The 23,383-nt window shown below is 52.4% G+C and carries 20 protein-coding genes; 12 read left to right on the top strand and 8 right to left on the bottom strand.

All coding sequences use genetic code 11. The annotated features are described in order from the left end of the window. Positions 1 to 20 precede the first annotated feature (20 nt). On the top strand, positions 21 to 1,412 hold the full coding sequence (locus tag J4377_RS07495; RefSeq protein WP_198349804.1) for a bifunctional DedA family/phosphatase PAP2 family protein: 1,392 nt from the start codon (positions 21 to 23) through the stop codon (positions 1,410 to 1,412). A gap of 10 nt (positions 1,413 to 1,422) precedes the next feature. Here the strand turns inward: J4377_RS07495 and J4377_RS07490 are convergent, their stop codons facing one another. From J4377_RS07490 to mpl, 3 genes are read right to left on the bottom strand one after another with little or no spacing between them, the layout of a single operon-like run. Then, positions 1,423 to 2,046: a LysE family translocator gene (locus tag J4377_RS07490; protein ID WP_198349847.1), complete on the bottom strand. Its 624-nt coding sequence runs from the start codon at positions 2,044 to 2,046 to the stop codon at positions 1,423 to 1,425. 2 nt (positions 2,047 to 2,048) lie between these two features. Beyond that, positions 2,049 to 2,714 (bottom strand): flavin prenyltransferase UbiX, encoded by a 666-nt coding sequence (locus J4377_RS07485; RefSeq protein ID WP_253487797.1) that lies wholly within the window; start codon positions 2,712 to 2,714, stop codon positions 2,049 to 2,051. Further along, on the bottom strand, positions 2,711 to 4,096 hold the full coding sequence (gene mpl / locus J4377_RS07480; RefSeq protein WP_253487789.1) for a UDP-N-acetylmuramate:L-alanyl-gamma-D-glutamyl-meso-diaminopimelate ligase: 1,386 nt from the start codon (positions 4,094 to 4,096) through the stop codon (positions 2,711 to 2,713). The genes J4377_RS07485 and mpl overlap by 4 nt, the downstream gene beginning before the upstream one ends. Positions 4,097 to 4,338: 242 nt before the next feature. On the opposite strand from mpl, the gene J4377_RS07475 reads away from it, so the two are divergent. The 8 genes from J4377_RS07475 to pepQ all read left to right on the top strand — a co-directional run bounded on the left by J4377_RS07475 (position 4,339) and on the right by pepQ (position 13,183). After that, positions 4,339 to 4,725 (top strand): glutaredoxin, encoded by a 387-nt coding sequence (locus J4377_RS07475; RefSeq protein WP_083003374.1) that lies wholly within the window; start codon positions 4,339 to 4,341, stop codon positions 4,723 to 4,725. A 326-nt stretch (positions 4,726 to 5,051) separates the two neighbouring features. Next, positions 5,052 to 6,623, top strand: coding sequence for an ABC transporter substrate-binding protein (locus tag J4377_RS07470; RefSeq protein WP_120387077.1), 1,572 nt, complete (start codon positions 5,052 to 5,054; stop codon positions 6,621 to 6,623). 151 nt (positions 6,624 to 6,774) lie between these two features. Next, positions 6,775 to 7,824, top strand: coding sequence for an ABC transporter permease (locus J4377_RS07465; RefSeq protein ID WP_120387078.1), 1,050 nt, complete (start codon positions 6,775 to 6,777; stop codon positions 7,822 to 7,824). Further along, positions 7,821 to 8,765, top strand: coding sequence for an ABC transporter permease (locus J4377_RS07460; protein ID WP_038483577.1), 945 nt, complete (start codon positions 7,821 to 7,823; stop codon positions 8,763 to 8,765). Before J4377_RS07465 ends, J4377_RS07460 begins: the two co-directional genes overlap by 4 nt. Before the next feature lie 7 nt (positions 8,766 to 8,772). Next, a complete protein-coding gene (locus tag J4377_RS07455) occupies positions 8,773 to 9,789 on the top strand; it encodes an ABC transporter ATP-binding protein (protein ID WP_038483575.1) in 1,017 nt (338 codons plus the stop codon). Then, positions 9,786 to 10,847, top strand: coding sequence for an ABC transporter ATP-binding protein (locus J4377_RS07450; RefSeq protein WP_038483573.1), 1,062 nt, complete (start codon positions 9,786 to 9,788; stop codon positions 10,845 to 10,847). The genes J4377_RS07455 and J4377_RS07450 overlap by 4 nt, the downstream gene beginning before the upstream one ends. Before the next feature lie 49 nt (positions 10,848 to 10,896). Continuing rightward, positions 10,897 to 11,808, top strand: coding sequence for a LysR family transcriptional regulator (locus J4377_RS07445; protein ID WP_038483571.1), 912 nt, complete (start codon positions 10,897 to 10,899; stop codon positions 11,806 to 11,808). Between the two features lie 85 nt (positions 11,809 to 11,893). Continuing rightward, the gene (gene pepQ, locus J4377_RS07440) at positions 11,894 to 13,183 is read left to right on the top strand and encodes a Xaa-Pro dipeptidase (RefSeq protein WP_120387081.1); all 1,290 of its coding nucleotides are present in this window, start codon (positions 11,894 to 11,896) and stop codon (positions 13,181 to 13,183) included. An 84-nt stretch (positions 13,184 to 13,267) separates the two neighbouring features. On the opposite strand, the gene J4377_RS07435 is transcribed toward pepQ, so the two are convergent. From J4377_RS07435 to J4377_RS07415, 5 genes are all read right to left on the bottom strand, one after another. Beyond that, the gene (locus J4377_RS07435) at positions 13,268 to 13,876 is read right to left on the bottom strand and encodes an OmpW family protein (protein WP_174412718.1); all 609 of its coding nucleotides are present in this window, start codon (positions 13,874 to 13,876) and stop codon (positions 13,268 to 13,270) included. Positions 13,877 to 14,396: 520 nt separating this feature from the next. Further along, positions 14,397 to 14,870 (bottom strand): GAF domain-containing protein, encoded by a 474-nt coding sequence (locus J4377_RS07430; RefSeq protein ID WP_051626454.1) that lies wholly within the window; start codon positions 14,868 to 14,870, stop codon positions 14,397 to 14,399. A 250-nt stretch (positions 14,871 to 15,120) separates the two neighbouring features. Next, complete coding sequence (locus tag J4377_RS07425) at positions 15,121 to 16,170, bottom strand: 2,3-butanediol dehydrogenase (RefSeq protein ID WP_038486701.1); 1,050 nt, start codon at positions 16,168 to 16,170, stop codon at positions 15,121 to 15,123. 26 nt (positions 16,171 to 16,196) lie between these two features. After that, positions 16,197 to 16,973 (bottom strand): SDR family NAD(P)-dependent oxidoreductase, encoded by a 777-nt coding sequence (locus tag J4377_RS07420; protein WP_095604198.1) that lies wholly within the window; start codon positions 16,971 to 16,973, stop codon positions 16,197 to 16,199. A gap of 58 nt (positions 16,974 to 17,031) precedes the next feature. Beyond that, on the bottom strand, positions 17,032 to 18,846 hold the full coding sequence (locus J4377_RS07415; RefSeq protein WP_253487787.1) for an NAD(P)/FAD-dependent oxidoreductase: 1,815 nt from the start codon (positions 18,844 to 18,846) through the stop codon (positions 17,032 to 17,034). Positions 18,847 to 19,241: 395 nt separating this feature from the next. On the opposite strand from J4377_RS07415, the gene J4377_RS07410 reads away from it, so the two are divergent. From J4377_RS07410 to J4377_RS07400, 3 genes are all read left to right on the top strand, one after another. Continuing rightward, on the top strand, positions 19,242 to 21,227 hold the full coding sequence (locus tag J4377_RS07410; protein WP_253487786.1) for a sigma-54-dependent Fis family transcriptional regulator: 1,986 nt from the start codon (positions 19,242 to 19,244) through the stop codon (positions 21,225 to 21,227). Between the two features lie 104 nt (positions 21,228 to 21,331). Continuing rightward, entirely contained in the window at positions 21,332 to 22,186 is an 855-nt protein-coding gene (locus J4377_RS07405) for a MoxR family ATPase (RefSeq protein ID WP_095604201.1), read from the top strand. 3 nt (positions 22,187 to 22,189) lie between these two features. Continuing rightward, positions 22,190 to 23,368 carry a VWA domain-containing protein gene (locus J4377_RS07400; RefSeq protein WP_009723564.1) on the top strand — a complete coding sequence of 393 codons (1,179 nt, stop codon included), beginning with the start codon at positions 22,190 to 22,192 and terminating at the stop codon, positions 23,366 to 23,368. The last annotated feature ends 15 nt before the right edge of the window (positions 23,369 to 23,383 follow it).

Raw genomic sequence — 23,383 nt, 5'->3', positions numbered from 1 at the left:
AAAATGGAGCAGTACTCGTCATGGCTGATACGCTTTTTGCCCTGCCACTCTCGCCAGTCATGTTATTACTGCTGGTTGCACTGATTTCACTGCTTGAATCCCTTGCGCTGGTTGGCTTATTGGTGCCTGGTGTTGTGTTAATTACCGCAGCTTCGTCCGTGGCGGGACATGAAGCCATTGCCCTACCATGGCTAATCGGCGCTGCGTTACTAGGCGCAATTTTGGGGGATAGCATTAGCTACCTGCTTGGCTATCACCATCGTGAACAGGTCACTAACCGTTGGCCTTTATCCATGCACCCAGAATGGCTGGAACGCGGCGCACGTTTTTTTAACCGTTATGGTATCCATTCAGTATTTATTGGCCGGTTCGTAGGCCCAGTCCGCCCCATTATTCCGCTTATTGCAGGTATGATGCGGATGCCAAAGCGCACTTTTTTGTGGGCCAATATCACCTCCGCAGCCCTGTGGGCTCCCGCTTATGTGCTGCCTGGCTACTTACTAGGAAGAACCTGGCAACAGCACCTCAACCTCCCCCAAAACATTGAAACGGCAATCATTACATTAGGCGCCAGCATCGTCGTGCTTGCGGTGGTTTTTTCCTGGGGAAGAGCTCAGGTTGGGCGCCATGGCTTTATCTACTTGGCAACAGCACGCCTTATTCGCCGCATCCCCTTTATGCGTCGATCGTGGCTCTCAATGAGCCTTAATGATGAAGTGCCACTAGCCTCGTTACTGCTGTTTTTGATCACGTTGGCAAGTGTCTCCGCCTGGACTCTGCTAGTAATCAATCATCAAGACCCGCTGGCAATAGACCTACAAGCTCAGCGACTGTTTAGCTGGTTAACCAATGAACCACTTCAGTTAATCAGCTTAGTTTTAGCTAAAATAGGGGATGCACTTGGGATTAGCGCACTACTTTTGCCTTTGGTCGTTTGGCTGATCCATCATAAACGCATCGATGCTCTCTGCCATTGGGTCTTTGCCATCGGTGGCGTTGCGCTGCTCAACACAATAGGAAAAATGGTTTTTGAGCGTGCTCGACCAGCAACACCAGAGTACTTAATTGGCTCATTTTCATACCCAAGTGCACACACCTCCACGACGGTTGTTGTTGTAGGGCTAGCAGCGGCTTTCATTGCAGCAGAATTGCACCGCAAACAACGAGTTTGGGTTTATTGGCTGGCCATTATCTTAGCAACACCCATGGCGTTATCGCGCTTGATATTAGGCGTTCATTGGCTAAGTGATCTCATCGGCGGCGCGCTCTTGGGCTTGCTGGTATGCGCCCTCATTCGGCTGAATTGGCAGCGACGCGTTAGAGCTCCTTTACCTCATTGCCCGTGGGGCAGACTAATGGCATCCACCATCGCGCTGGTAGTCCTGCGAATTATCCTGATGCCACCTGTCTAGCCATTCGGTGCTATCCCAGGGCCAGCCAGACACCCACCCCAATCATTAGTGTCCCTGCAATACGGTTAAGCAACCGTACATTGCCGCTTTTGCCTAGCACGTTACGCAGCGTTTTCCCCCCAGTGGCGTACACCAGCATGCTGGCAAACTCGATCACTAAAATAACCGCAATCAGCAGGGTTAACTGAGGCGCAAGTGGCCGACTGCCATCTAAAAACGGCGGCAACAGCACCATGAAAAAGGCCCAGCCTTTAGGGTTGGCCACTGCCGTGACTAATCCCTGAGTAGCCAACTGCACTCTCCCTGCAGCAGGTCCGGCATTCAGTTCGGCAGGAATAGCCATACGCCCTCTAGAGCGCCACATCATAATGCCCAAATAAGCTAAGTAAGCGCCGCCTACCCACTTAAACGCAATGAACAGCTCTGGCTGTCGTAGCATTAACGCGGCCACACCAGCACCTGCAGCGGCGGCCACAATACCAACACCAACTAACTCGCCTATCATCATCCACAGCGTTCGCTTCACTCCCTGGGTCATGCCCAGCACCATGGCCAGCGTCATACACATTCCCGGCGTTAGTGAAACGAACAAAAAAGTGGGTACAAACACTGACAGCGTCGCCCATGACATCATCATTACTCTTCCGTGCTGTTTACTTCGTTATCTGTATCGTTCGACGTGGTTTCATGGCCCTCTCCCCAACGCGGTACAAGGCAGTGGGCAATACCTAACTGATTGAGTATCCGGGCGACCACAAAGTCGATCAAATCTTCTATCCGTTCTGGGCGATGATAAAAGCCGGGGGCCGCAGGCAAAATCACGACACCCAGGCGGCTTAGCGCCAGCATGTGCTCTAGGTGAATAGGGGAAAATGGACTTTCACGCGGCACCATGACTAATGTCCGCCGCTCTTTGATGGCAACGTCAGCGGCACGCTCAATTAAGTTATTGCTCGCGCCAGTTGCGACGGCAGACAACGTACCTGTAGAGCAGGGACAAATTACCATCGCAGAGGGAGCGCCGGACCCCGATGCCACGGGCGCCATCCAGTCTTCACGCCCAAAACAGCGGATTTGACCGGGCTTGGCACCACTCTGCTCAGTAAGCGCCTCTACTAAGCGTTTTGGCTGAGCGGGTAACGACACATCAGTCTCAGTGGCAATAACCATGTGTGCCGCTTTGGAGATCATTACCCACACTTCATGCCCTGAGGCCACCAGCACGTCGATCAAGCGCAGGCCATATTGCGCCCCTGAAGCACCTGTCAGCGCCACCGTCACCGGAGGTTTAAAGTCTGTCACTCAGTTTGCTCCTTGGCAGATAGCGCACTCAATAGACGCTGGTGAACGCCCTCGAAACCACCATTAGACATAACAACAATACGGTCGAGTGGTGACGCTTGAGCAACAACCGCCTTAACAAGTGCATCTATATCGCTATATAGCTCAGCGCTCTCGCCTTGTTCAGCCACTAACGCCTCCATTGACCAATCAAGCCCTGCCGGTTGAAACCAGAACACTGCATCCGCATCAGCAACGCTCTCGTTTAGTCGGGCACGTAGAGCGCCTAAACGCATGGTGTTGGAACGAGGCTCAATCACCGCGAGTAGTCGCCCTTTGGTGGTGGCTGCGCGCAACCCTTTTAACGTCGCTGCAATTGCTGTTGGATGGTGAGCAAAGTCATCAATAACTTGTACGCCGTCCACTTCACCGATGATTTCCTGACGCCGACGGGGTGTTTTAAAACGCGCGAGAGCGGCACAAGCGCGAGCGAGATTCACACCGCAACGGCTCGCTGCAGCAAGTGCCGCGAGTGCATTGCGCGCGTTGTGCTCACCGGTTAACGCCCACTCGACCACGCCGTCCTCTTCGCTGTTTGCCCCGATGTGGAGTACCTGAAAACGACTACCATCAGCACGTTCCAAACGCAGTTGCCACTCACTGCTCTCTAACGTGCCGAAATGCTCGACCGACGACCATGCCCCCATTGCCAGAACACGCTCCAGCGCTGGCTGTTGATCAGCAACCAGCAAGCAGCCTTGGCTCGGCACAGTTCGCACCAAATGGTGAAACTGGCGCTCAATCGCTGCAAGGTCAGGGAATATATCGGCATGGTCAAACTCCAAGTTATTCATCACCGCAATCTGGGGGCGGTAGTGAACAAACTTAGAGCGCTTATCAAAAAACGCCGTATCGTACTCGTCAGCCTCGACAATAAAGGGGCTGTCGTGATGACCTAAGCGTGCCGACACGCCAAAATTACGCGGCACGCCGCCAATTAAAAACCCAGGCGTTAAGCCAGCGCTTTCCAATAGCCATGCTAAAAGGCTGGCAGTGGTGGTCTTACCGTGAGTACCTGCAACAGCAATGACTTGCCTGCCAGGCAGTACATGTTCAGCCAACCACTGAGCACCTGAGGTATAGGGCAAACCGCTATTTAGCAGCGCCTCGACTTCGGGATTACCCCGCGATAGCGCATTTCCTACAATGACAAGTGCAGGTTGATCAGCAAGGTTTTCGGCGCGATACCCTTCCATCAAGGTGATCCCTGCCTCTTCCAACTGGGTACTCATGGGAGGATAAACGTTCGTATCTGAGCCGCTCACCTGATGCCCTAACTCCCGCGCTAGCAAAGCCAGGCTCCCCATAAAAGTGCCGCAGATACCCATAATATGCAGACGCATAGGTGAAGCGCTCCTTACTTAACCAGTTAACTAAGCTGCTGAGACTAGCATGCAACGTTAACTTGCTCATCTAGTTCAAGGCAGGTCTTGGCTTTAAAGCTAGCGCCTAAGCTCGTTCAGAAGTGACAAAACGCCCAGTTTGATGCAGGATGCGGCTACCTTTTTGCTCATGATCTCTTAAATACGATCATTCATACATATCTTATCGCTGACCAGTGTCAGTGCTACCGAGGGAGCTTACGATGCGCGTTTTAATTCGCTATTTTTTCAGAGGTGTTCGCCTTATTCTAGCCCCCGTCATGTTGATCTCAGAGAAGCTTTCAACCCCTAAATCGGTAGAGCGTACCGAGGAAGAGCAAGCGAAAGTCGATGCCGCCTGTGAACACCTAGCCCTCTACCAGTTCCGGACATGCCCTTTCTGTATCAAAGTACGCAAAGAAATCGCTCGGCTGGGCCTAAAGATCGAATTGCGCGATGCTCAGCTAGACCCTGCCCATAAAAAAGCCCTTCAAGAAGGCGGTGGCAAGGTTAAAGTTCCTTGTTTAAAAATTAATCATGAAGACGGCCGTGAAGAGTGGCTCTACGAGTCAGATGCCATTAACCGCTGGTTGCACCAACATTTCGCTTAAAACACCTTTATACAGATGCCGCTATTGAGCAGAAGCGCCTAAATAGCGGCTCACACTCCCTACACCTTCGTCTAATCTCCTTTCCTCTTAATGCCGTGCCCAGCCCTGTCATTCAGCAGATGAATGATACCTCTCATTATTTCGATTGTATGACGCGCCCCCCACTCTCTATGTTTAAAGAGAACAGAATATTGTTAGAACAGCTTGCAAGCTGACCGTGTCTGTTTTGCTGGTTTTTAAGAGCACTTAGCTTTTAAACACACTGTTTTTAAACACACTTGCTTTGGCCAGCAAAGTGAACAATAAACAATACAAAGGGAAACATTATGACGTTTAAGAAAACGCTACTGGCTTCTGTTATTGGTGCTGTGGTTGCAGGCACGACGATGCTGCCCATGACCGCGAGCGCAGAAACCCTGCGCATTGGTTACTCTGCCGATCCTGAAACCCTCGATATCCACGAGCAGTTATCTGGCGGCATGTTGCGCCTTTCACACTTAGCGTTTGACCCGTTGGTACGTTGGACAAAAGATTTCGAGTTTGAGCCGCGTCTGGCGACCGAATGGGAACAGGTAGACGAAACCACGACACGCATGACGCTGCGTGAAGGCGTCAAGTTTCACTCAGGTAACGATTTCACCGCCAAAGACGTGGTATGGACCATTGAGCGCCTGAAAGAGAGCCCCGATTATCGCGCTATTTTTGAGCCCGTCGCAGGCGCCGAAGCAGTTGACGATTACACTGTCGAAATTACAACCACTGAGCCCTACCCGCTACTGCTCAACCTTGCGACTTACATTTTCCCGATGGATAGCGAGTTCTACACGGGTGAAACGGACAGCGGCAATGAAAAAGCAGAAATCGTCAAAGCGGGCAACTCATTTGCATCGCGTAATGCATCGGGCACAGGCCCATTTATTATCACTGAACGCCGCCAAGGTGTCCGCGTTGATTTTGAACGCTTTGAGGATTACTGGGATACCGAAAGCGAAGGCAACGTTTCTAAAATTGTCCTGACACCTATTGCTGAGAATGCCTCACGCGTGGCGGCACTACTGTCAGGCGGCGTTGACTTTATCGATGCCGTCCCGCCCAACGACCTGGACCGTGTTCGCGAAGCCGGTAACGCCAACCTAGTAGAAGTGGATGGTACGCGCATCATTGGCTTCCAAATGAACGAAGAGCGCGTTGAAGCCTTCCAGGATGCACGTGTGCGTCAAGCTGTTGATCTGGCGATTAACCAAGAAGGTATTGCCGACCGCTTAATGCGCGGCTTCGCGACGCCAGCAAGCCAGTTCTCTCCCGCAGGCTATTCCGGCCACAACCCTGACTTAGTGCCTCGTTATGACATTGAACGCGCCAAAGAGCTGATGGCAGAAGCGGGCTACGAGGAAGGGTTCAGCGTTGACATGATCGCACCCAATAACCGCTATGTGAACGATGCTCAGATCGCTCAAGCAGTGGCAAACATGCTGGCACAAATTAACATTAACGTTAATCTGCGCACCATGCCGCTTGCCCAGTACTGGCCTGAGTATGACGAGCGCGCTTCCGACATGGCGATGATTGGCTGGCACGCTGACACCGAAGACACCGCCAACTTCTTCCAATACCTCTCTTTCTGTATTGATGAAGAGACTGGCGCTGGCCAGTACAACTACGGCAGCTACTGCAACGAAGAAATCGACGCACTTGTGACTGCGGCAGATAGCGAAACCGATCTCGAAAAACGCAATGAAATGCTGCGTGAAGCCGAAGCCATGCTTTATGAAGACGTGGGCTACATCACGCTGCATTGGCAGAACCTTGCCTATGGTGCAGCTAACGGCGTTGATATCGAGCCGGTTGTTAACGCCCTAGACTTCCCCTATCTAGGTGATCTGGTAATTAGTCGCTAATTGCCACGCTTACTTTCACACGTGCAAGGATGCTTCGTTCCCCAAAGCTTTGGGGGACGAAGCGTTGTATGTGGTCAACAGCCTCATCATAGGCTTCGCCCTAACTTGCAATTAACTCTCTATTAAACCTATGACATAGGTGGCGTACGCCATGATTGCTTTTTTAATCAAGCGCCTGATGCACGCGATATTGGTGATGTTTGTCATCAGTGTACTGGCCTTCGCCATCCAGGATAACCTGGGTGACCCTGTACAACAGATGGTCGGTCAGTCGGTTCCCGAAAGCGAGCGTGAAGCCATTCGCGAGCGCTTGGGCTTAAATGATCCGTTTATAGTTCAGTATGCACGCTTTGCGAAAAACGCCGTTCAAGGCGATTTTGGCGACTCTTATTTTTATCGTGAACCTGCGCTGGAGGTTATCGCCCGGCATTTGCCCGCAACCCTTGAACTGGTGTTTGCGGCTACGCTGATTATTGTGCTTTTCTCAGTACCGATTGGCGTTTATAGCGCGATAAAACCTCGCTCTCCTATATCACGTTTTTTTATGGGCGCTTCGATCATCGGCATTTCGATACCGGTGTTTTTGACCGCCATCTTATTGATTCAGATTTTTGCGATTGGCATCACTATCACTCTGTTTCCTGAAAGTACCAGTTGGGGAGCTTGGCTAAATGGCCTGCTGTCGACAGAAGGCAATATGCCATCGTTTGGCCGTGGCTATGACTTAGTACATGTGGTAGGCCACTGGGACACCAACCTGGCGACTTGGAACGGTTTACAGCATTTGGTACTGCCCGCTATTTCACTAGCATCGATTATGTTGCCGCTGTTTATCCGCCTGATTCGCGCAGAAATGATGGAAGTACTGCAGTCAGAGTACGTGAAGTATGCCCGAGCCAAAGGCATTTCAATGCGACGCGTTTACTTTGTGCACGCGCTTAAGAACACCATGCTGCCGGTTATCACCGTTGGCGGCGTACAGATCGGCACCATGGTGGCTTACACCATTTTGACCGAAACCGTTTTCCAATGGCCGGGCATGGGACTGATGTTCCTTGATGCGATTAACCGAGCCGATATACCGCTGATTGTTACCTACCTGATGATTGTCGGCGTCATTTTCGTGGTGACGAACACCATTGTGGATTTGATCTACGGCTTCGTTAACCCCACCGTAAAACTAACAGGTAAGCCCGCATGACAACGCCCACAACAACGACTGCACCCAGCCGCTGGGAACGCCTGCGCGACTCCTATTTATGGTACAGCTTCAAACGCGACCGCACGGCTCAACTGTGCCTCGCAGTATTTATTTGCTTAGTGATCGCAGCGTTTTCAGCCCCATTGCTAGCCCCTACCGATCCTTATGATCTGGCTCAAATCGACATTATGTCGTCCGAGCTGCCACCCTTTTGGATTGATGGTGCCGATGAGCGTTACAGCCTAGGCACCGATGCCCAGGGGCGCGATTTATGGTCGATTATTCTCTACGGAACCCGCGTATCGCTACTGATTGGCTTTGGCGCGGTCATACTTCAAGCACTGCTCGGCGTAACATTCGGCTTAATGGCAGGCTACCTAGGCGGCCGCATTGATGCTTTTTTAATGCGCTTAGCCGATATCCAGCTGTCATTTTCCACCTTGATGGTCGCTATCGTGGTGGGCGCTCTAGTGAAAGCCACTATGGGCAGCGCGTTCTACAGCCAATATGCCGTACTCATGCTTATTTTGATTATCGGGTTAGCCGAGTGGCCTCAGTATGCACGTACGGTGCGCGCTTCGGTGCTGGCTGAGAAAAACAAAGAGTACGTCGATGCTGCACGCGTTATGGGGCTACGTAGCAAACGCATTATGTTCCGCCATGTGCTGCCTAATACCATGTCGCCGATTTTTGTTATCTCAACGGTGCAAATTGCCAACGCGATTATTTCAGAGGCTGCGCTGTCATTTTTAGGCTTGGGAATGCCCGAAACCCACCCATCGCTTGGGTCACTCATCAAATCGGGCTTTGACTATATCCAATCGGGGTCTTGGTGGATCACCCTAATTCCTGGAGCAGTACTCATTGTGCTGGTGCTGTCTATCAATCTATTGGGCGATTGGCTACGTGATGTCATGAACCCACGACTCTATAAAGGCTGAGGACACCATGGCACTACTTGAAGTCTCACAACTCGATGTACGTTTTGCCCTTCGCCAAGGTGAAGTGCGCGCTCTACGCGATGTCAACTTCACCCTGGAGCGCGGCGAGCGCTTAGGTATCGTAGGCGAGTCTGGCGCGGGTAAATCCGTTGCCGCCTTCTCGCTACTTAACCTAATCGCCAAACCCGGCTTTATCGCGGGTGGCAGCATAACGTTTGAAGGTCAGACGCTTAACACCATGTCTGAGCGCGGCCTGCGCAAAATACGCGGTAACCGCATCTCGATGATCTTCCAAGATCCGATGATGACGCTGAACCCCGTGCTCTCGATTGGTGAGCAGATGGTCGAGTGTTTAAAAGCCCATCGACGGATCTCTACCAAAGAAGCCCGCGCGATTGCCCTGGACAAGCTGCAACAGGTACAAATCCCATCGCCAGAAACACGCTTGGACCAGTACCCTCATGAGCTTTCTGGCGGTATGCGTCAGCGTATTATTATCGCCATCGCCCTACTGCTCGATCCCGATATTATCATTGCCGATGAACCGACTACCGCCCTGGACGTAACCATCCAAGCGGAAATCATGGCGCTGTTGCTTGAGCTATGCGAACAGCACAACGTCGGCCTGATTCTTATCACTCACGACCTGGGGGTAGTGAGTCAGGTCACCCAGCGCATGCTGGTTATGTATGCCGGTCGTGTTATTGAGCAAGGCCTCACACGGGAAATTATCAACGATCCTCAGCACCCCTATACCCAAGGGCTGATCAACGCCTTACCACAAATGGCGACCCCAGGTGAAAAGCTCAACCAGATCCGTGGCAGCATGCCATCACTCTCTAACTTACCTAGCGGCTGCGCGTTTCATCCTCGCTGCGACTTCATCAATAGGGCAGATGGTCAACCACGGCCGGCCTGCACCCAGCAAGTGCCTGAATTTGTCGAATCCGGCAATTGCCGTGTCGCCTGCCATATGGTGGCTGAAATGCTTGAAGATCGTCGCCTGAAGGAGGAAACACAATGAGTGCTCAGGTCGAAACTCGCCACGCTACGCCCACGCAAAATGAAGAGAGCAGCGAATCGTTACTACAAATTCGTGGCCTTAAGAAGCGCTTTTCATTATCAGGGGATTTTTTGGAACAGCTGCGCTTTAAAGGCGGCAAGCTGGTGCGTCACCAGGAGCATGTACACGCGATTAATGGCGTTAACCTTGATATTAAACGCGGTGAAGCGCTATGCGTGGTGGGTGAGTCTGGCTGCGGTAAGTCCACCGTGGCACGCACGGTAATGGGCTTACTCACCCCCACAGAGGGTGAAATCCGCTATGACGGGCAGCGCATTGATAATTTGAGCTCTCGTCAGCTATTGCCTTATCGCAAGCGCATGCAGATGATTTTCCAAAATCCTTATGCCTCGCTTAATCCACGGATGACGATTCAGCAAACGCTGGAAGAACCACTGCGTTTGCACCACCCAGACTGGAACCGAGAGAAGATACTCGACAAGGTCCAAGACGTTATGGGGTCCGTGGGGATAGACCCCGATTGGGGCAAACGTTTTGGGCATGAGTTTTCCGGCGGTCAGCGCCAGCGTATCGCCATAGCACGCGCCCTAGCCGTTGATCCTGAGTTTATTGTTGCCGACGAGCCCATTTCGGCACTGGATGTCTCCATTCAGGCGCAAGTGCTCAACCTGCTGATGGAGGCCCAACAAGCTCGTAACCTGACCTATCTATTTATCACCCACGATTTGGCAGTGGTTGAGCACTTTGGTACCCGCGTAGCGGTGATGTATTTAGGCACGGTGTGTGAAGTGGCCACAACTGCAACGCTATTTGCGAAACCGCGCCATCCCTATACCCAGGCGCTACTATCCGCTATTCCACGCTTAAAAGATGATCGCCCCCAGCATATTCGTCTTACCGGAGAAGTGCCTACACCGGTCAACTTACCGAGCGGCTGCGTATTCCATGGCCGTTGCCCCTATGCCAACGCCCGCTGCCGTCAGGAAATCCCTACCCTGCAAACGCAGGATGACGGCACTCGCGTTGCGTGCCACGCTGTTGAAGAAGGCCGCCTATGACGCCAATTTTAACGACAGCATCACGTTTGGCAGCACGACGAGGTAAGACATGGAAATTCGCTGGCTAGAAGACTTTATCGCCCTGGCCAGAACGCGACACTTCTCTCGCGCAGCGGATGAGCAGCACGTTACACAGCCCACCTTTTCCCGACGCATTAAATTGCTAGAGGAAGAGATGGGCGTGACGCTGATCAACCGGCAGACGTTGCCACTTTCGCTAACCCCCGCGGGAGAGGAGTTCCTGACGCTGTGCGAGCAGGTAACTGATCGCGTGCGCTTAACGCGTGACCGCGTGCGCGAAATTAGCGCCGGGCAGCAGCGCCGCATCATGGTGGCTGCTCCACAGAGCTTACTCCCGCAGTTCTTGCCAGAATGGCTTGCTGCTACGGGCTGGCAAGAGCGCATACAGCCCTATTTGCGTGCAACTGGCTGGGTGGCAAACGACTATTTTCAAGCGCTTGGTCGGGCAGAGTGCGATCTTGCAATCTGCTATTGGCCAATCGGGCGTTGCGATCTAGATATTGATACCAGTGCCTGCACGTATCGGGTCATTGGCCACGAGCGTTTGATTCCTGTCACAGGACTAGATGCGAATGGCACACCTTGCGCGTTGCTACCCGGCTCGCGACAGCAGCCAGCGCCATGGCTGGCCTATCCAAAGCGCGGCTTATTGGGCTCAGCAGTAAAGGCGCATCTCGCTCGCTTACCGCAAAGCACCTACCTCACGGCGCAAAGTGAAAATCTCTATGCGGCAGGTATTAAAGAGCTGGTGCTTCTCGGCTATGGCATGAGCTGGTTACCCGAACGCAACATAGCCGCTGAGCTCGCCAACGGCACATTAATCAGAGCCGGCGATAGCCGCTGGGATGTTCCGATGGAGCTACGACTATATCGGCACCAAAACCAGCATCACGCAGAGCTGGATAGCCTGTGGAGTGAGCTTGCTCCACCCCGCAGTTAAGCCCGTAGTTAAAGCAATAGCCCGACTTGATACCGTACCCTGAGACACTAGCCAAGCCGCCATTGAAAAAAAGGACACCACCTGCATGTCAGCCTCTTTGTTTAACCTGCAGCGCGAACACTTAGCGCATTTACAGCAAGCTTATGCAGACCTGTTAACCAGTCACAGTCTCGATAGCTTAGCCATCTATAGCGGCCACGCTAGCGCACACTTTGGCGACGACCAAACGCCAACCTTCCAAACTTACGGCCATTTTATGCACTGGGTAGGCATGGCCGATATTCAGCACAGTTGGTTGGTGATTCAAGCCGGCAAGCGCCCACAGCTGTATCTGTATGCGCCAGCAGATTTCTGGCATTTGCCTACTCGCCTGCCTGAAGAACCATGGGTAACTGAGTTTGATATCCACCTGTGTAGCGAAAAGACCACACCAACGTTAGCCGGTCGCGCGGCAGTGATCGGTGATATTGAGGCCACCACACGCCAAGCACTAGACGCACAGTATCAGCCCGAACCTCTGGTTAGGGCCCTCGATGAACTGCGCATGTTGAAGACAGCTTATGAAATAGCTTGTTTAAGCGAAGCCAACCGGCTTGCCATAGCAGGACATCAAGCCGCGCAGGCTGCTTTTATTGGCGCATCGGCTGAGCTAGATATTCAACTGGCCTACCTGGCTGCCAGCAGACAGAGGGAGTCTGATGTCCCCTACCAGAACATTATTGGGCTAAATGATCATGCGGGCGTATTACACTACCAACACTATGACCTAAACAGTCCCACGCAACGACATAGCCTATTGGTTGACGCTGGTCGCCGTTTTCGCGGTTACTGCGCGGATATTACACGCACTTATGCAGGCCCTGACGCGCCAGGCATCTATCGTGATTTAATTGACGGCATTCATCATGTAAAAGACACGCTGGTCGAAAGCGTTGCTCCAGGCGTCGAGTTCATTGCGTTACATGAGCAAATGCATCGTTTGCTGGCAGATATTCTGATTGCCAATGACCTTTTTCAGGGCAGCGCAGAACAGGCAATTGATGAGGGAATCACGCGAGCTTTTTGCCCACACGGTTTAGGGCATTCGTTAGGGCTGCAGGTTCATGATGTGGCCGGGCTTCGCCATCCAGATGGAACGCCCTCACCCGCTCCTGCACAGCACCCAGCGCTACGTTTAACCCGTACGCTGCGCCCTGGCATGGTAGTAACGATAGAGCCTGGGTTCTACTATATCCCTATGTTGCTGGCTCCATTGCGCGACAAGGCACTACCGATTAACTGGAAAGTCGTTGATTCGTTAGCCAACTGTGGCGGCATCCGTATTGAAGATAACGTCGTTGTCACAGAGAGTGGCTTCAAAAACTTGACCCCCTGATCAACAAAACGCCCGACCCAAGGATCAACTCCCCAGGCCGGGCGACTATCAGATCGAGGGCAAGATCACCCTGCGCACTTCTCGTTAGAAGCGGTAGGTAACGCCACCACCGATAGTAACGGGTTCCATGTTTACTTTACCGACCTTGTTACCACCTGCATTGATGTCAGCATTCACGTCTGCATAGCTAACGTAACCATTTAGCATGACGTTATCGGTAACCGCTAAATCAACCCCCGCCTGGCCGATCGCGCCATAGCTTTCATCAACGCTTAATCCAGTGGGCTCGCCTGAGAAGCGGGTATAGTTCAAGCCAACGCCTACATAAGGCTGAACCTTAGAGTCTAAACCACCCATCGGATAGTAGTTAACCAACAGATTAATCGGCAGACGGTCTACACTGCCTGCGCTGCCACCAGGGCTGGTGTTGAGGTCGTGTTCGAACTTCTCGGAGCTGTTCAGTTCAGCGCCAAGCTTATCGGTGAACAGGTAACCCGCGCCAAACGTAAATCCTCGCGCGCTTTGTACGTTTAGATCTGCCGCGCCAACATTGCCATTTCCAGAACCCGTATCCGTTTGGGCGACACCACCACGTACGAAAACGTCACCTGCTTCGTAAGCGAGTGCTGCTTGGCTGGCGATCAATGCGCTAGCGGTAAGAACAGCAGCAGAAACTAATTTTAATTTACTCATCAGGGTCATCCTCTTACATCTTACTCGGGATTGGTGCCGGTAACTCCAGCTACCTATACAATATATACTAATCGAACAGCGTTTCCAAACTTGTTGTGTTATTTTAATATAAGTTTTACATATCAAGCTCTGTCGGCGGACAGCATCGGTTATAAAAATCAAGCACAAAGGGCAGATATAAAAAAAGTCCCCCGAAGGGGACCCAGGTGGAGCACGCCAGCTCACTCAGTGTATCGCTTACCAATCTCTGTCGGGGCGATTTAGCAAAGAAGGAAGAGACGCCTATTTAACGCTGGGAACTCTGTTCATTTGCTTCTTACCTAATACATAGCGAACTGCGTGCCAATTTAATTTTTAATGAATTAAAACAAAATCTTATAAAAAATAAAAACTAAATACTTATCGCAAGGCGTTGTTGCCAATGCCAAAGCGCACCATCTATGAGCATGACAGGCTGATTTTGCCTCATAACGAATCGCTCTATTGGAAACTCCGTTTAACGTTGAGCAGAGAAGGGCTTCTAGCGTGATCGGTTGATCTCGTCTTCAGCACATGCTGCTAAATCTTTTAACACCTGACGCTGCTGCTCATTTAAACGCCGTGGCACGGAGTCAATAATACAAAGCGTTCCTATCCTGAAGCCATCCACCGTTGTCATTGGTATGCCCGCGTAGAAGCGTATGCCTCTATGTACTTTTACCAAAACAAAGTCTTTAAAACGGCTGTCTTGGCTGGCATCTTCAATCTCAAAAATTCCTTCTTCCTGAATGGCATGGGCACAAAACGACTCTTCTCGACACGTTTGGGTAAGCGCGATCCCTTGTCGGGATTTAAACCATTGGCGATCTTCATCGACTAACGTTACCAGCGCAGCCTCTACACCAAAAAACTGGATTGCCAGCCGAACAATCCTATCGAAACGCTCTTCTGGCGGGGTATCCAAAAGCGCTAGTTGGCGCAGTGCCTGTAGCCTTGCTTGCTCACCCTTTACCATGGCGACACCCTCTTCTTAGGTAATGGATAGCGTCATTCATGCAGCAATGCTGCTTAGATCGTTTTGATTAGTAAAATGTATGCATTAATTCAGCTTTTGTCGCCGGTTACACTATTTTTACATTTACGTTTCATGAATTATAAAAATTATCTTTTTGTTATCAATTAGTTAAAAATCTTATTATTAAATCAAAATTTACAATCAAAAAAGGCCATCATAGGATGGCCTTTGGTCGTTTCCTGCAACGGCGCTAGGGCGTGACGATTATTTTCACCTGCGCTTTATCACTCAACAGTGCCTCGAATCCCTCTTCAACAATATCTGCTAGCGGGATGCGTTGGGTTACCATATCTTCAGCGCGGAAGTAGCCTCGCTGCATTAGTGCCATTACCGCCGGATAAACATGGCGATAGGCAATAATGCCCTTCATGGTACGCTCTTTAATGACCAAATCGTTGGGATGGAAACTGGCCTCTCCTTCCCAAATACTGACCACGATTACTTCACCGCCTTCGTGAGTGCTGTGCAAAGACTGATTCAGTACGGCCGGAATCCCGGTCACTTCGAACGCTACGTCAACGCCACCGTTGCTCAACATTTGTAGCTTCGCCACTGCATCTTCTTGCTGCGGGTCCACTACGATAGCACCAAGCGCTTCGGCCTTAGCTTTACGTGAAGGAGCTACCTCGACGGCGTAAATTTGAGCGGCGCCTGCTGCTTTTAGTGCCTCGATGGTCATTAAGCCAATCGGGCCCGCGCCAAATACCGCTGCGCTATCCCCTGCCTTCAAACTACTTTGACGAACGGCATGCAAAGCAACCGCCGCTGGCTCTACCAGTGCCCCTTGCTCGAAGCTGAGGTCATCCGGCAGCTTATGCACCATGTGCTCCCCCATCACGGTGAACTCCGAGAAGCCACCGCCGCCGCCAGAAAGGCCATGGAAACCCAATAGTGGCGTGAGGTTGTAGCGCTCCATCTGATAAGCACCGTTCTGGTTAGGTGAAAGAATCGGCTCGATAGCGACGCGATCCCCCACTTTCACCCGAGTTACTTTGTCGCCTACCTCTACCACTTCACCAGCGAATTCGTGCCCCATGATAATTGGTGCTTGCTCACCGCTAATGGGGTGCGGCTTATCGACCGGAATAAAAATCGGCCCAGCGGCGTATTCGTGCAAATCGCTACCACAAATACCACACGCCGCCACCTTAACTTTTACCTCATGAGGGTCGTTAATCGTCGGTATCGGCATTTGCTCAACACGCAGATCTTTCGCTGCATACCAAACCGCTGCCTGCATAGTGCTCTTTTCATCTTTGCTATAGGTCACAGAGAAAATCCCCCATCTACTGCAATGGCTTGACCAGTTACGTGTTCGGCGCAAGCCAGATAGACCACCAGTTGCCCCATATCCTCAGGAGTTTGTGCTTCGCCCTGAGGCAGTAAGGTTTTTTGATGCCTCTCCCAGGAGGCCTGCTCAGTTTCCCCCTCTTCGCGCCACCTCCCAGCAAGACCATCTTCTCCCCGCCACATACCAGTGCCGACGACCCCAGGGCATAGCGCATTCACTGTCACGCCATCGGATGCGACTTCCTTAGCGACAGCATTGGTAAAGCCAATGACCGCAAACTTAGAAGCGGAATAATGGGAAAGATTAGGAAACCCAACCTTGCCAGCGATGGAAGAGACGTTAACTATCCGCCCATATCGGCGTGGCCGCATGACTTCTAACTCAGCCTGTGTACACAGAAATGTACCTTTAGCATTGACCGCCATGACACGGTCCCACTCCTGCGCAGACAGCTCCTCAACCGAATGAATACTGATAATTCCTGCGTTATTGACAGCAATATCTAGTTGCCCGAAATATTCTTGCACCGCCTGTATCAGCATATGCACCGATTCGGAGGACGAAACATCGACCTGTAGCGCAATACTACGACGGCCAAGCGCTTCGACCTTAGCAGCCGTTTCTTCTGCAATTTCGATATCCAAGTCGGCGACGGCCACATCCGCACCAGCTTTTGCCAATGCCATAGCAATACCCTGGCCTATGCCACGCCCTCCGCCAGTGACTAATGCAGTCTTTCCATTCAATTGCATGAGCGTCTCTCCTCTTTAATTAATTGAACCGAGCCGGTATACCGACTCGTATAAACGCTCAGCCCAAATGATGAACTGGCTGCAGGCCATAGACAGGGGTATCTAGCCCTTCCATGCGTGCTTTTAACTGCAGCGCTAAATAGCGTGAGTAATGCCGCGACTGGTGTAGGTTGCCACCATGGAACCACAGTGCCTCTTGCTGAGTGGGCTTCCACATATTGCGCAGCTCTCCTTCCCATGGGCCGGGGTCTTTGGTGGTGTCGGAACCTAGCCCCCAACACTTGCCGACTTTATCGGCCACTTCTTGAGAAATAAGCCGCGCCGCCCAGCCATTCATCGAGCCATAGCCGGTGGCATAGATGATCAAGTCAGCATCAAGCTCGCTGCCATCAGTCAGCGTGATGGAGTGCGGATTAATGTGCTCAATGCCTACGCCACTGCGCAGTTTGATATCGCCACTGGCCACCAAGTCGCATGCACCTACATCGATGTAATAGCCCGAACCGCGACGTAAATACTTCAAAAACAGCCCTGATTCATCGTCACCGAAATCGAGCATAAAGCCTGCTTTCTCAAGCTTTTGGTAAAACTCAGCATCGCGCTTTTTAATCGCCTCAAAGGCGGGGCGCTGAAAATCCGGTAATACTTTGTACGGAATCGAGGCAAACACTAGATCGGCTTTTTCATGGGTTAACCCATTCGCCACAGCCTCTTCCGAATAAAGTGGTCCTAACACCTCTTCCATCAGTGAGTCTGACTTCACAATATGAGTAGATGAACGCTGCAGCATGGTGACATCGGCATCGTGCTCCCATAACGCGGCGGCAATGTCATGGGCCGAGTTATTAGAGCCCACGATGACGCATTTCTTACCTTTATAGGCATCCGGCCCCGGGTGCTGGCTAGAGTGCTGCTGCTCACCTGCAAAGTTTTCTGCCCCTGGGAATTTAGGCACATTCGGCATCCCAGACATACCGGTAGCCATTACCAACTGCTTGGGCCGTAGCGTGATCTCTTCGCCGTTGCGCTTAACCTTAACCACCCACTCGCCTGCGGCTTCGTCATAGCTAGCATTCTGACACTCGGTGGAACTCCAATAATTGAGCTCCATCACTTTTGTGTACATTTCCAGCCAATCGCCCACTTTGTCTTTCGGGGCGAATACCGGCCAGTTATCTGGGAAAGGGATATAGGGAAGGTGGTCGTACCACACTGGATCGTGCAAGCAGAGCGACTTATAGCGCTTACGCCAGGAGTCTCCCGCGCGCTCGTTTCGCTCAATGATGATCGTTGGCACACCCAGTTGCCTTAACCGTGCGCCTAAACCAATACCGCCCTGGCCACCGCCAATAATCACGCAGTAAGGCTGCCGGGTATAGCCCAGCTCCGCTTCTTCACGCTGCCGTGACTCCAACCACGTTTCACGCTGCTTATTGGCACCGTGCTCAGCCCCTTTGGGACGATGGTGATTGCACTGCTCGGGGTAGTCGTTCAGTGCTTGCATGGTGGTTAACAACGTCCAGCACTTGCCTCCTTTAAGGCGCAAATAGCCTTTACCACGGGCAACCGCGGTATTGAAAGTAAACCACGCATCGTAGACGTCGCCGTTTTCAGTGGCCTCGCCTTCTAACTGCCAGTCCGTAGGCTGTGCGTTATTGAGCGTGGCATTGAGCATGGCCTGAATTTCATCTTTGCCTTCGCAGGTTTTTAAATTCCAGGTAAACGTAAGAAAGTCACGCCAGTAGCACTCGTCTCCAAACAGAGACAGCACTCGCTCAATATCCTGGGTTTGAAGGGCAGTATCAAAATCGTGCAGCCACGCTTGAACAGTATCCGTGGGGGTTTGCTGGACTTGTGCCGTTATCTTTGACATAGCGGGTACTCCATGTGCATTTGTTATTGTTGAGTTAACTGTGATGCACACAACCCTAAGCAGCTACCGTGCCAAACAGCCTGAAAAGCACATCAACAAGCTGAAAAATAAACAAAAATACAGCCTTAACGAGATACAAGACAGTGATAAGGCGTAGCGAGGGTCTTTTGCCATGGATGGCAAAAGTAGCGCCCAGGGAAGGGTTTACAGCGCCCTCGCCGAGCCTTATCACCTACTGAGTAACCAATAGAGAGCCATGTACACCTGTCACGCCGTTTACAGCTTGACGTTACAGGTGTAACGCACGACTAACGGCGTAAGCAGACCACGTTGACTCTGGAGGTAAAGCGCATAGGCTGAAAGAACAATAACGACAGCGCCCAACGAGTAACGCCATGCTGCATTCCACGCTTGCACCTACACGGCTTCAATCTGAACAACGTCGACATATCGAGCATATTTTTCAGCTCGGTGAAGGGCTAGATACCCCCAGCTTGCCTGCCCAAGCCACCATTCGTCGTTCCTGGCTGCGCTGCCTAAATGAGTATCAGCTAGACCCCACTCATCCACGCCCAGCGCGGGTGGTGCCGCAGCAAACATTGATTGAGCACCGCGAGTCTGTTGATGAATTACTGCATGTCGCCCGCGCCGGGGTCGATCAGCTTTATGGGCAAATAGCGCAGCTTGGCTACGTACTACTCGTCACCGACCACCGCGGCATTACCGTTGAGTTTCGCGGCGACCCCAACCAAGACCAGCAATTACGCAAAGCAGGCCTCTACCTGGGGGCTGACTGGGATGAACGCTTTGCAGGCACCTGCGCTGTCGGTACCTGCTTGCATGATCGCCAGGCGATTATCTGCCACCGCCAAGAACACTTCGATGCATCCCATATCTCGCTGACCTGCACCGCCGCTCCTATTGCTGACCCTCAGGGTAATGTGATGGCCGTGTTAGATATCTCCGCGCTGCAGTCGCCTACCCAGCACGAAAGCCAGAATTTCAGCCTATCGTTGGTAACGCTTTATGCGCGCATGATTGAGGATGCCTATTTTCTGCAGCGCTACCGCGACTGCCTGATGGTGCGTCTAGATACTTCGCGGGAATTTGTGCACGTCAACGGGCGTGGTTTAATCGCCATTGAAGAGAATGGACAGGTCATCGCTGCCAACGCCGTAGGCCGCGAGCTAATCGCTGAACACCAGCACCGCTGGCCACCTTGGTCCACGAATTACACCCCAATGCTGGGTGAACTATTCGAGTGTGAGATCGCCGATATACTCAGTATTAATAGCGGTACTGATGATCAATTGCGTGCCTTCCGCGCTCGCGCCAGCAACACCATCCACTTTATAAGCCTGCTGGAGCCCCGCCGCCCCCGCATGGCGCAACGGGCAACACCGCTTACTTCTGAACTGCCGGAACCCTTAGCTCGGCTGGGTGCCGACGACCCTGCGATGCGCAAAGTACAAAAACTGGCCGACCGCTTGCGTAATGAAGCTAACGTGAACGTGCTGATTAGCGGCGAAACCGGCACCGGTAAAGAGGTGGTTGCACGGGCGCTGCACGAAAGCGGCAACCGCGCCAAACAACCGTTTATTGCCGTCAACTGTGCGGCCATTCCCGAGTCACTGATTGAAAGCGAACTGTTTGGCTACGAACCTGGCGCCTTTACCGGCGGCCGCTCCAAAGGGATGCGCGGGCTTATTCCACAGGCTCATGGAGGCACGCTGTTTTTAGACGAAATCGGAGATATGCCGTTAGCGCTACAAACCCGGCTGTTGCGCGTGCTGGCCGAACGGGAAGTCATGCCGCTGGGGGCTAACACGCCAGTTAAAATCGATATTCGTGTTATTACGGCCACCCATCGCCATATCGAAGAAATGATCCAGCAAGGAGAATTCCGCGAAGACCTCTATTACCGGCTAAACGGTGCTCAGCTGCGACTACCCGCGCTACGCGAACGCGCCGATAAGCTATTTGTTATTCGCCGCGTGTTTGAAGATGTCGCCGCCGAACGCGCCACGCAAATATCGCCGCGTCTACGCGCAGATGCTATCAGTGCGCTGCTCGCGTATTCCTGGCCCGGCAATATCCGTCAACTTAAAAACGCTCTTGCTTTTGCCCTGGCCACTTCGGAAAGTGACGAAATCACCGTTCACGATCTGCCAGAACAGTGCCTTAGCCAGCGAATTACCCGCAACGCGTCGGCCCAACTTGAAACGAACGCCAGCGAAGCCCTTTCAGGTTCACTTATCGATCTGCTCAAGCAACATCACTGGAATATCAGCGCGGTTGCCCGTGAGCTAGGCGTTTCGCGTCCCACGGTGTATCGGCAAATGCAGCGCCAAGGGATTGTGCCCCCCAACTGGCAGGGCTGATAGCCAATTGCTCTATCCACTAGTTGGCTATGGGGTTTACCCTCACGTACACTTGTTTGAATCTATTTTTAAACAACTCGTTTCGACAAGCCGAGGCACTCCCCATGGCGTTTGATTCAACCTCTTCTTACATCGCAACTGATGCACTCAAACAGGCAGTCAATGCCGCGGTTGTGCTACAGCGTCCACTTCTCATCAAAGGTGAACCCGGTACCGGTAAAACACTGCTAGCCGAGGAACTCGCTGAATCCCTGGGCACTAAGCTGATTACTTGGCATATCAAGTCCAGCACCAAAGCCGCTCAAGGGCTTTATGAGTACGATGCGGTCAGCCGCCTGCGCGATTCCCAGCTGGGCGTTGAAGGGGTGGAAAATGTCGGTAACTACATCAAGCCCGGCAAGCTGTGGGAAGCTTTCACCGCGGGCGAGCGCGTGGTGCTGCTAATTGATGAAATCGACAAAGCGGATATCGAGTTTCCCAACGACCTGCTGCAAGAGCTGGATCGTATGGAGTTTCATGTTTATGAAACCGGCGAAACCATTCGCGCCGAACAGCGCCCAATTATCGTGATCACTTCGAATAACGAAAAAGAGCTACCCGACGCTTTCCTACGTCGCTGCTTTTTCCATTACATCGAATTCCCCGACCGCGAAACCATGCAGGCGATTGTGGATGTACACTTTCCGGATATCGCCCCCAAGCTGGTCGGCGAAGCCTTGGAAGTGTTCTTCGATCTGCGCAACGCCCCAGGGCTCAAGAAAAAGCCCTCTACCTCAGAGCTGGTGGATTGGCTCAAGCTGCTAATGGCTGACGAGCTGGCCCAGGAAGCGCTGTATAACCGCGATCCGGCCAAAGCCCTACCGCCGATGGCGGGCGCGCTGGTTAAAAACGAGCAGGACACTCACCTGCTAGAGCGCCTGGCGTTTATGATGCGTCGCCAAAAGAGTACGGGGCGCTAAGCCATGTTTATTGGTCTGTTTGATGCCCTCAAACGTGCCGGTGTGCCCGTTTCTCTGCGCGAATTGCTCGACCTGCACGCGGTGGTCGAACGTGGCGTCGTGTTTGCCGATATGGAAGCGTTTTATCAAGTGGCGCGTACTGTCATGGTCAAAGACGAGCGCTACTTTGACCGCTTTGATCGTGCCTTTGCCGCCTGGTTTAAAGGCCTTGAAGACATGGATTCGGCAATCGAGGCGCTCATTCCCGATGAGTGGCTGCGACGCGAATTTGAAAAGCAGCTCAGCGACGAAGAGAAAGCCAAAATTGAGTCGCTGGGTGGTCTTGAAGAGCTGATTGAGACCTTTAAAAAGCGCCTGGAAGAGCAAAAAGAGCGCCACGCGGGCGGCAACAAGTGGATTGGCACGGGTGGCACCAGCCCTTTTGGAGCGTATGGTTACAACCCCGAAGGCATACGCATTGGCCAAGATGGTTCGCGCCACCGTCGCGCTACCAAAGTTTGGGACGAGCGACGTTTTCGCGATTACGATGACTCGCTTGAACTGGGCACCCGCAATATCAAAATGGCCTTACGGCGGCTACGCAAGTTTGCCCGCCAAGGAGCGCTGGACGAATTTGATGTAGACAGCACTATCCGCGAAACCGCACGGGATGCAGGGTTACTCAACATTCAAATGCGCCCCGAACGTCATAATGCGGTTAAAGTGCTGCTGTTTTTAGATGTCGGCGGATCGATGGATGATCATATTCGCGTCTGCGAAGAGTTATTCTCAGCGGCACGTTCCGAATTCAAACACTTGGAACATTATTACTTCCACAACTGCCTCTACGAAGGGGTTTGGCGTAACAATATGCGGCGCCGTAACGAGCGCATCCCGACCATGGATGTGTTGCACACTTACGGCGCGGACTATCAGGTGGTGATTGTCGGTGATGCCGCCATGTCGCCTTACGAAGTCACTCACTCGGGTGGCAGCGTGGAACACTTCAATGATGAACCTGGCGGCGTGTGGCTAAAACGCTTGGCTGATACGTTTCCACGCTTGGCGTGGTTAAACCCCATGCCACCCCGTGCCTGGGAGTACACCTACTCGACCCAGTTAATTCGTGACGTTATCGATGACCGCATGTATCCCATGACCATGGAAGGACTGGAAACAGCGATGCGCGAGTTAGCTAAGTAGCAATTCGTCGAAAAG

The organism is Halomonas sp. XH26 (genome assembly GCF_024138895.1).
In the GTDB taxonomy this organism is placed as follows: domain Bacteria; phylum Pseudomonadota; class Gammaproteobacteria; order Pseudomonadales; family Halomonadaceae; genus Vreelandella; species Vreelandella alkaliphila.
The sequence above is the reverse complement of the archived record's forward strand: the minus strand, read 5'-3'. Positions and strand labels throughout refer to the sequence as shown.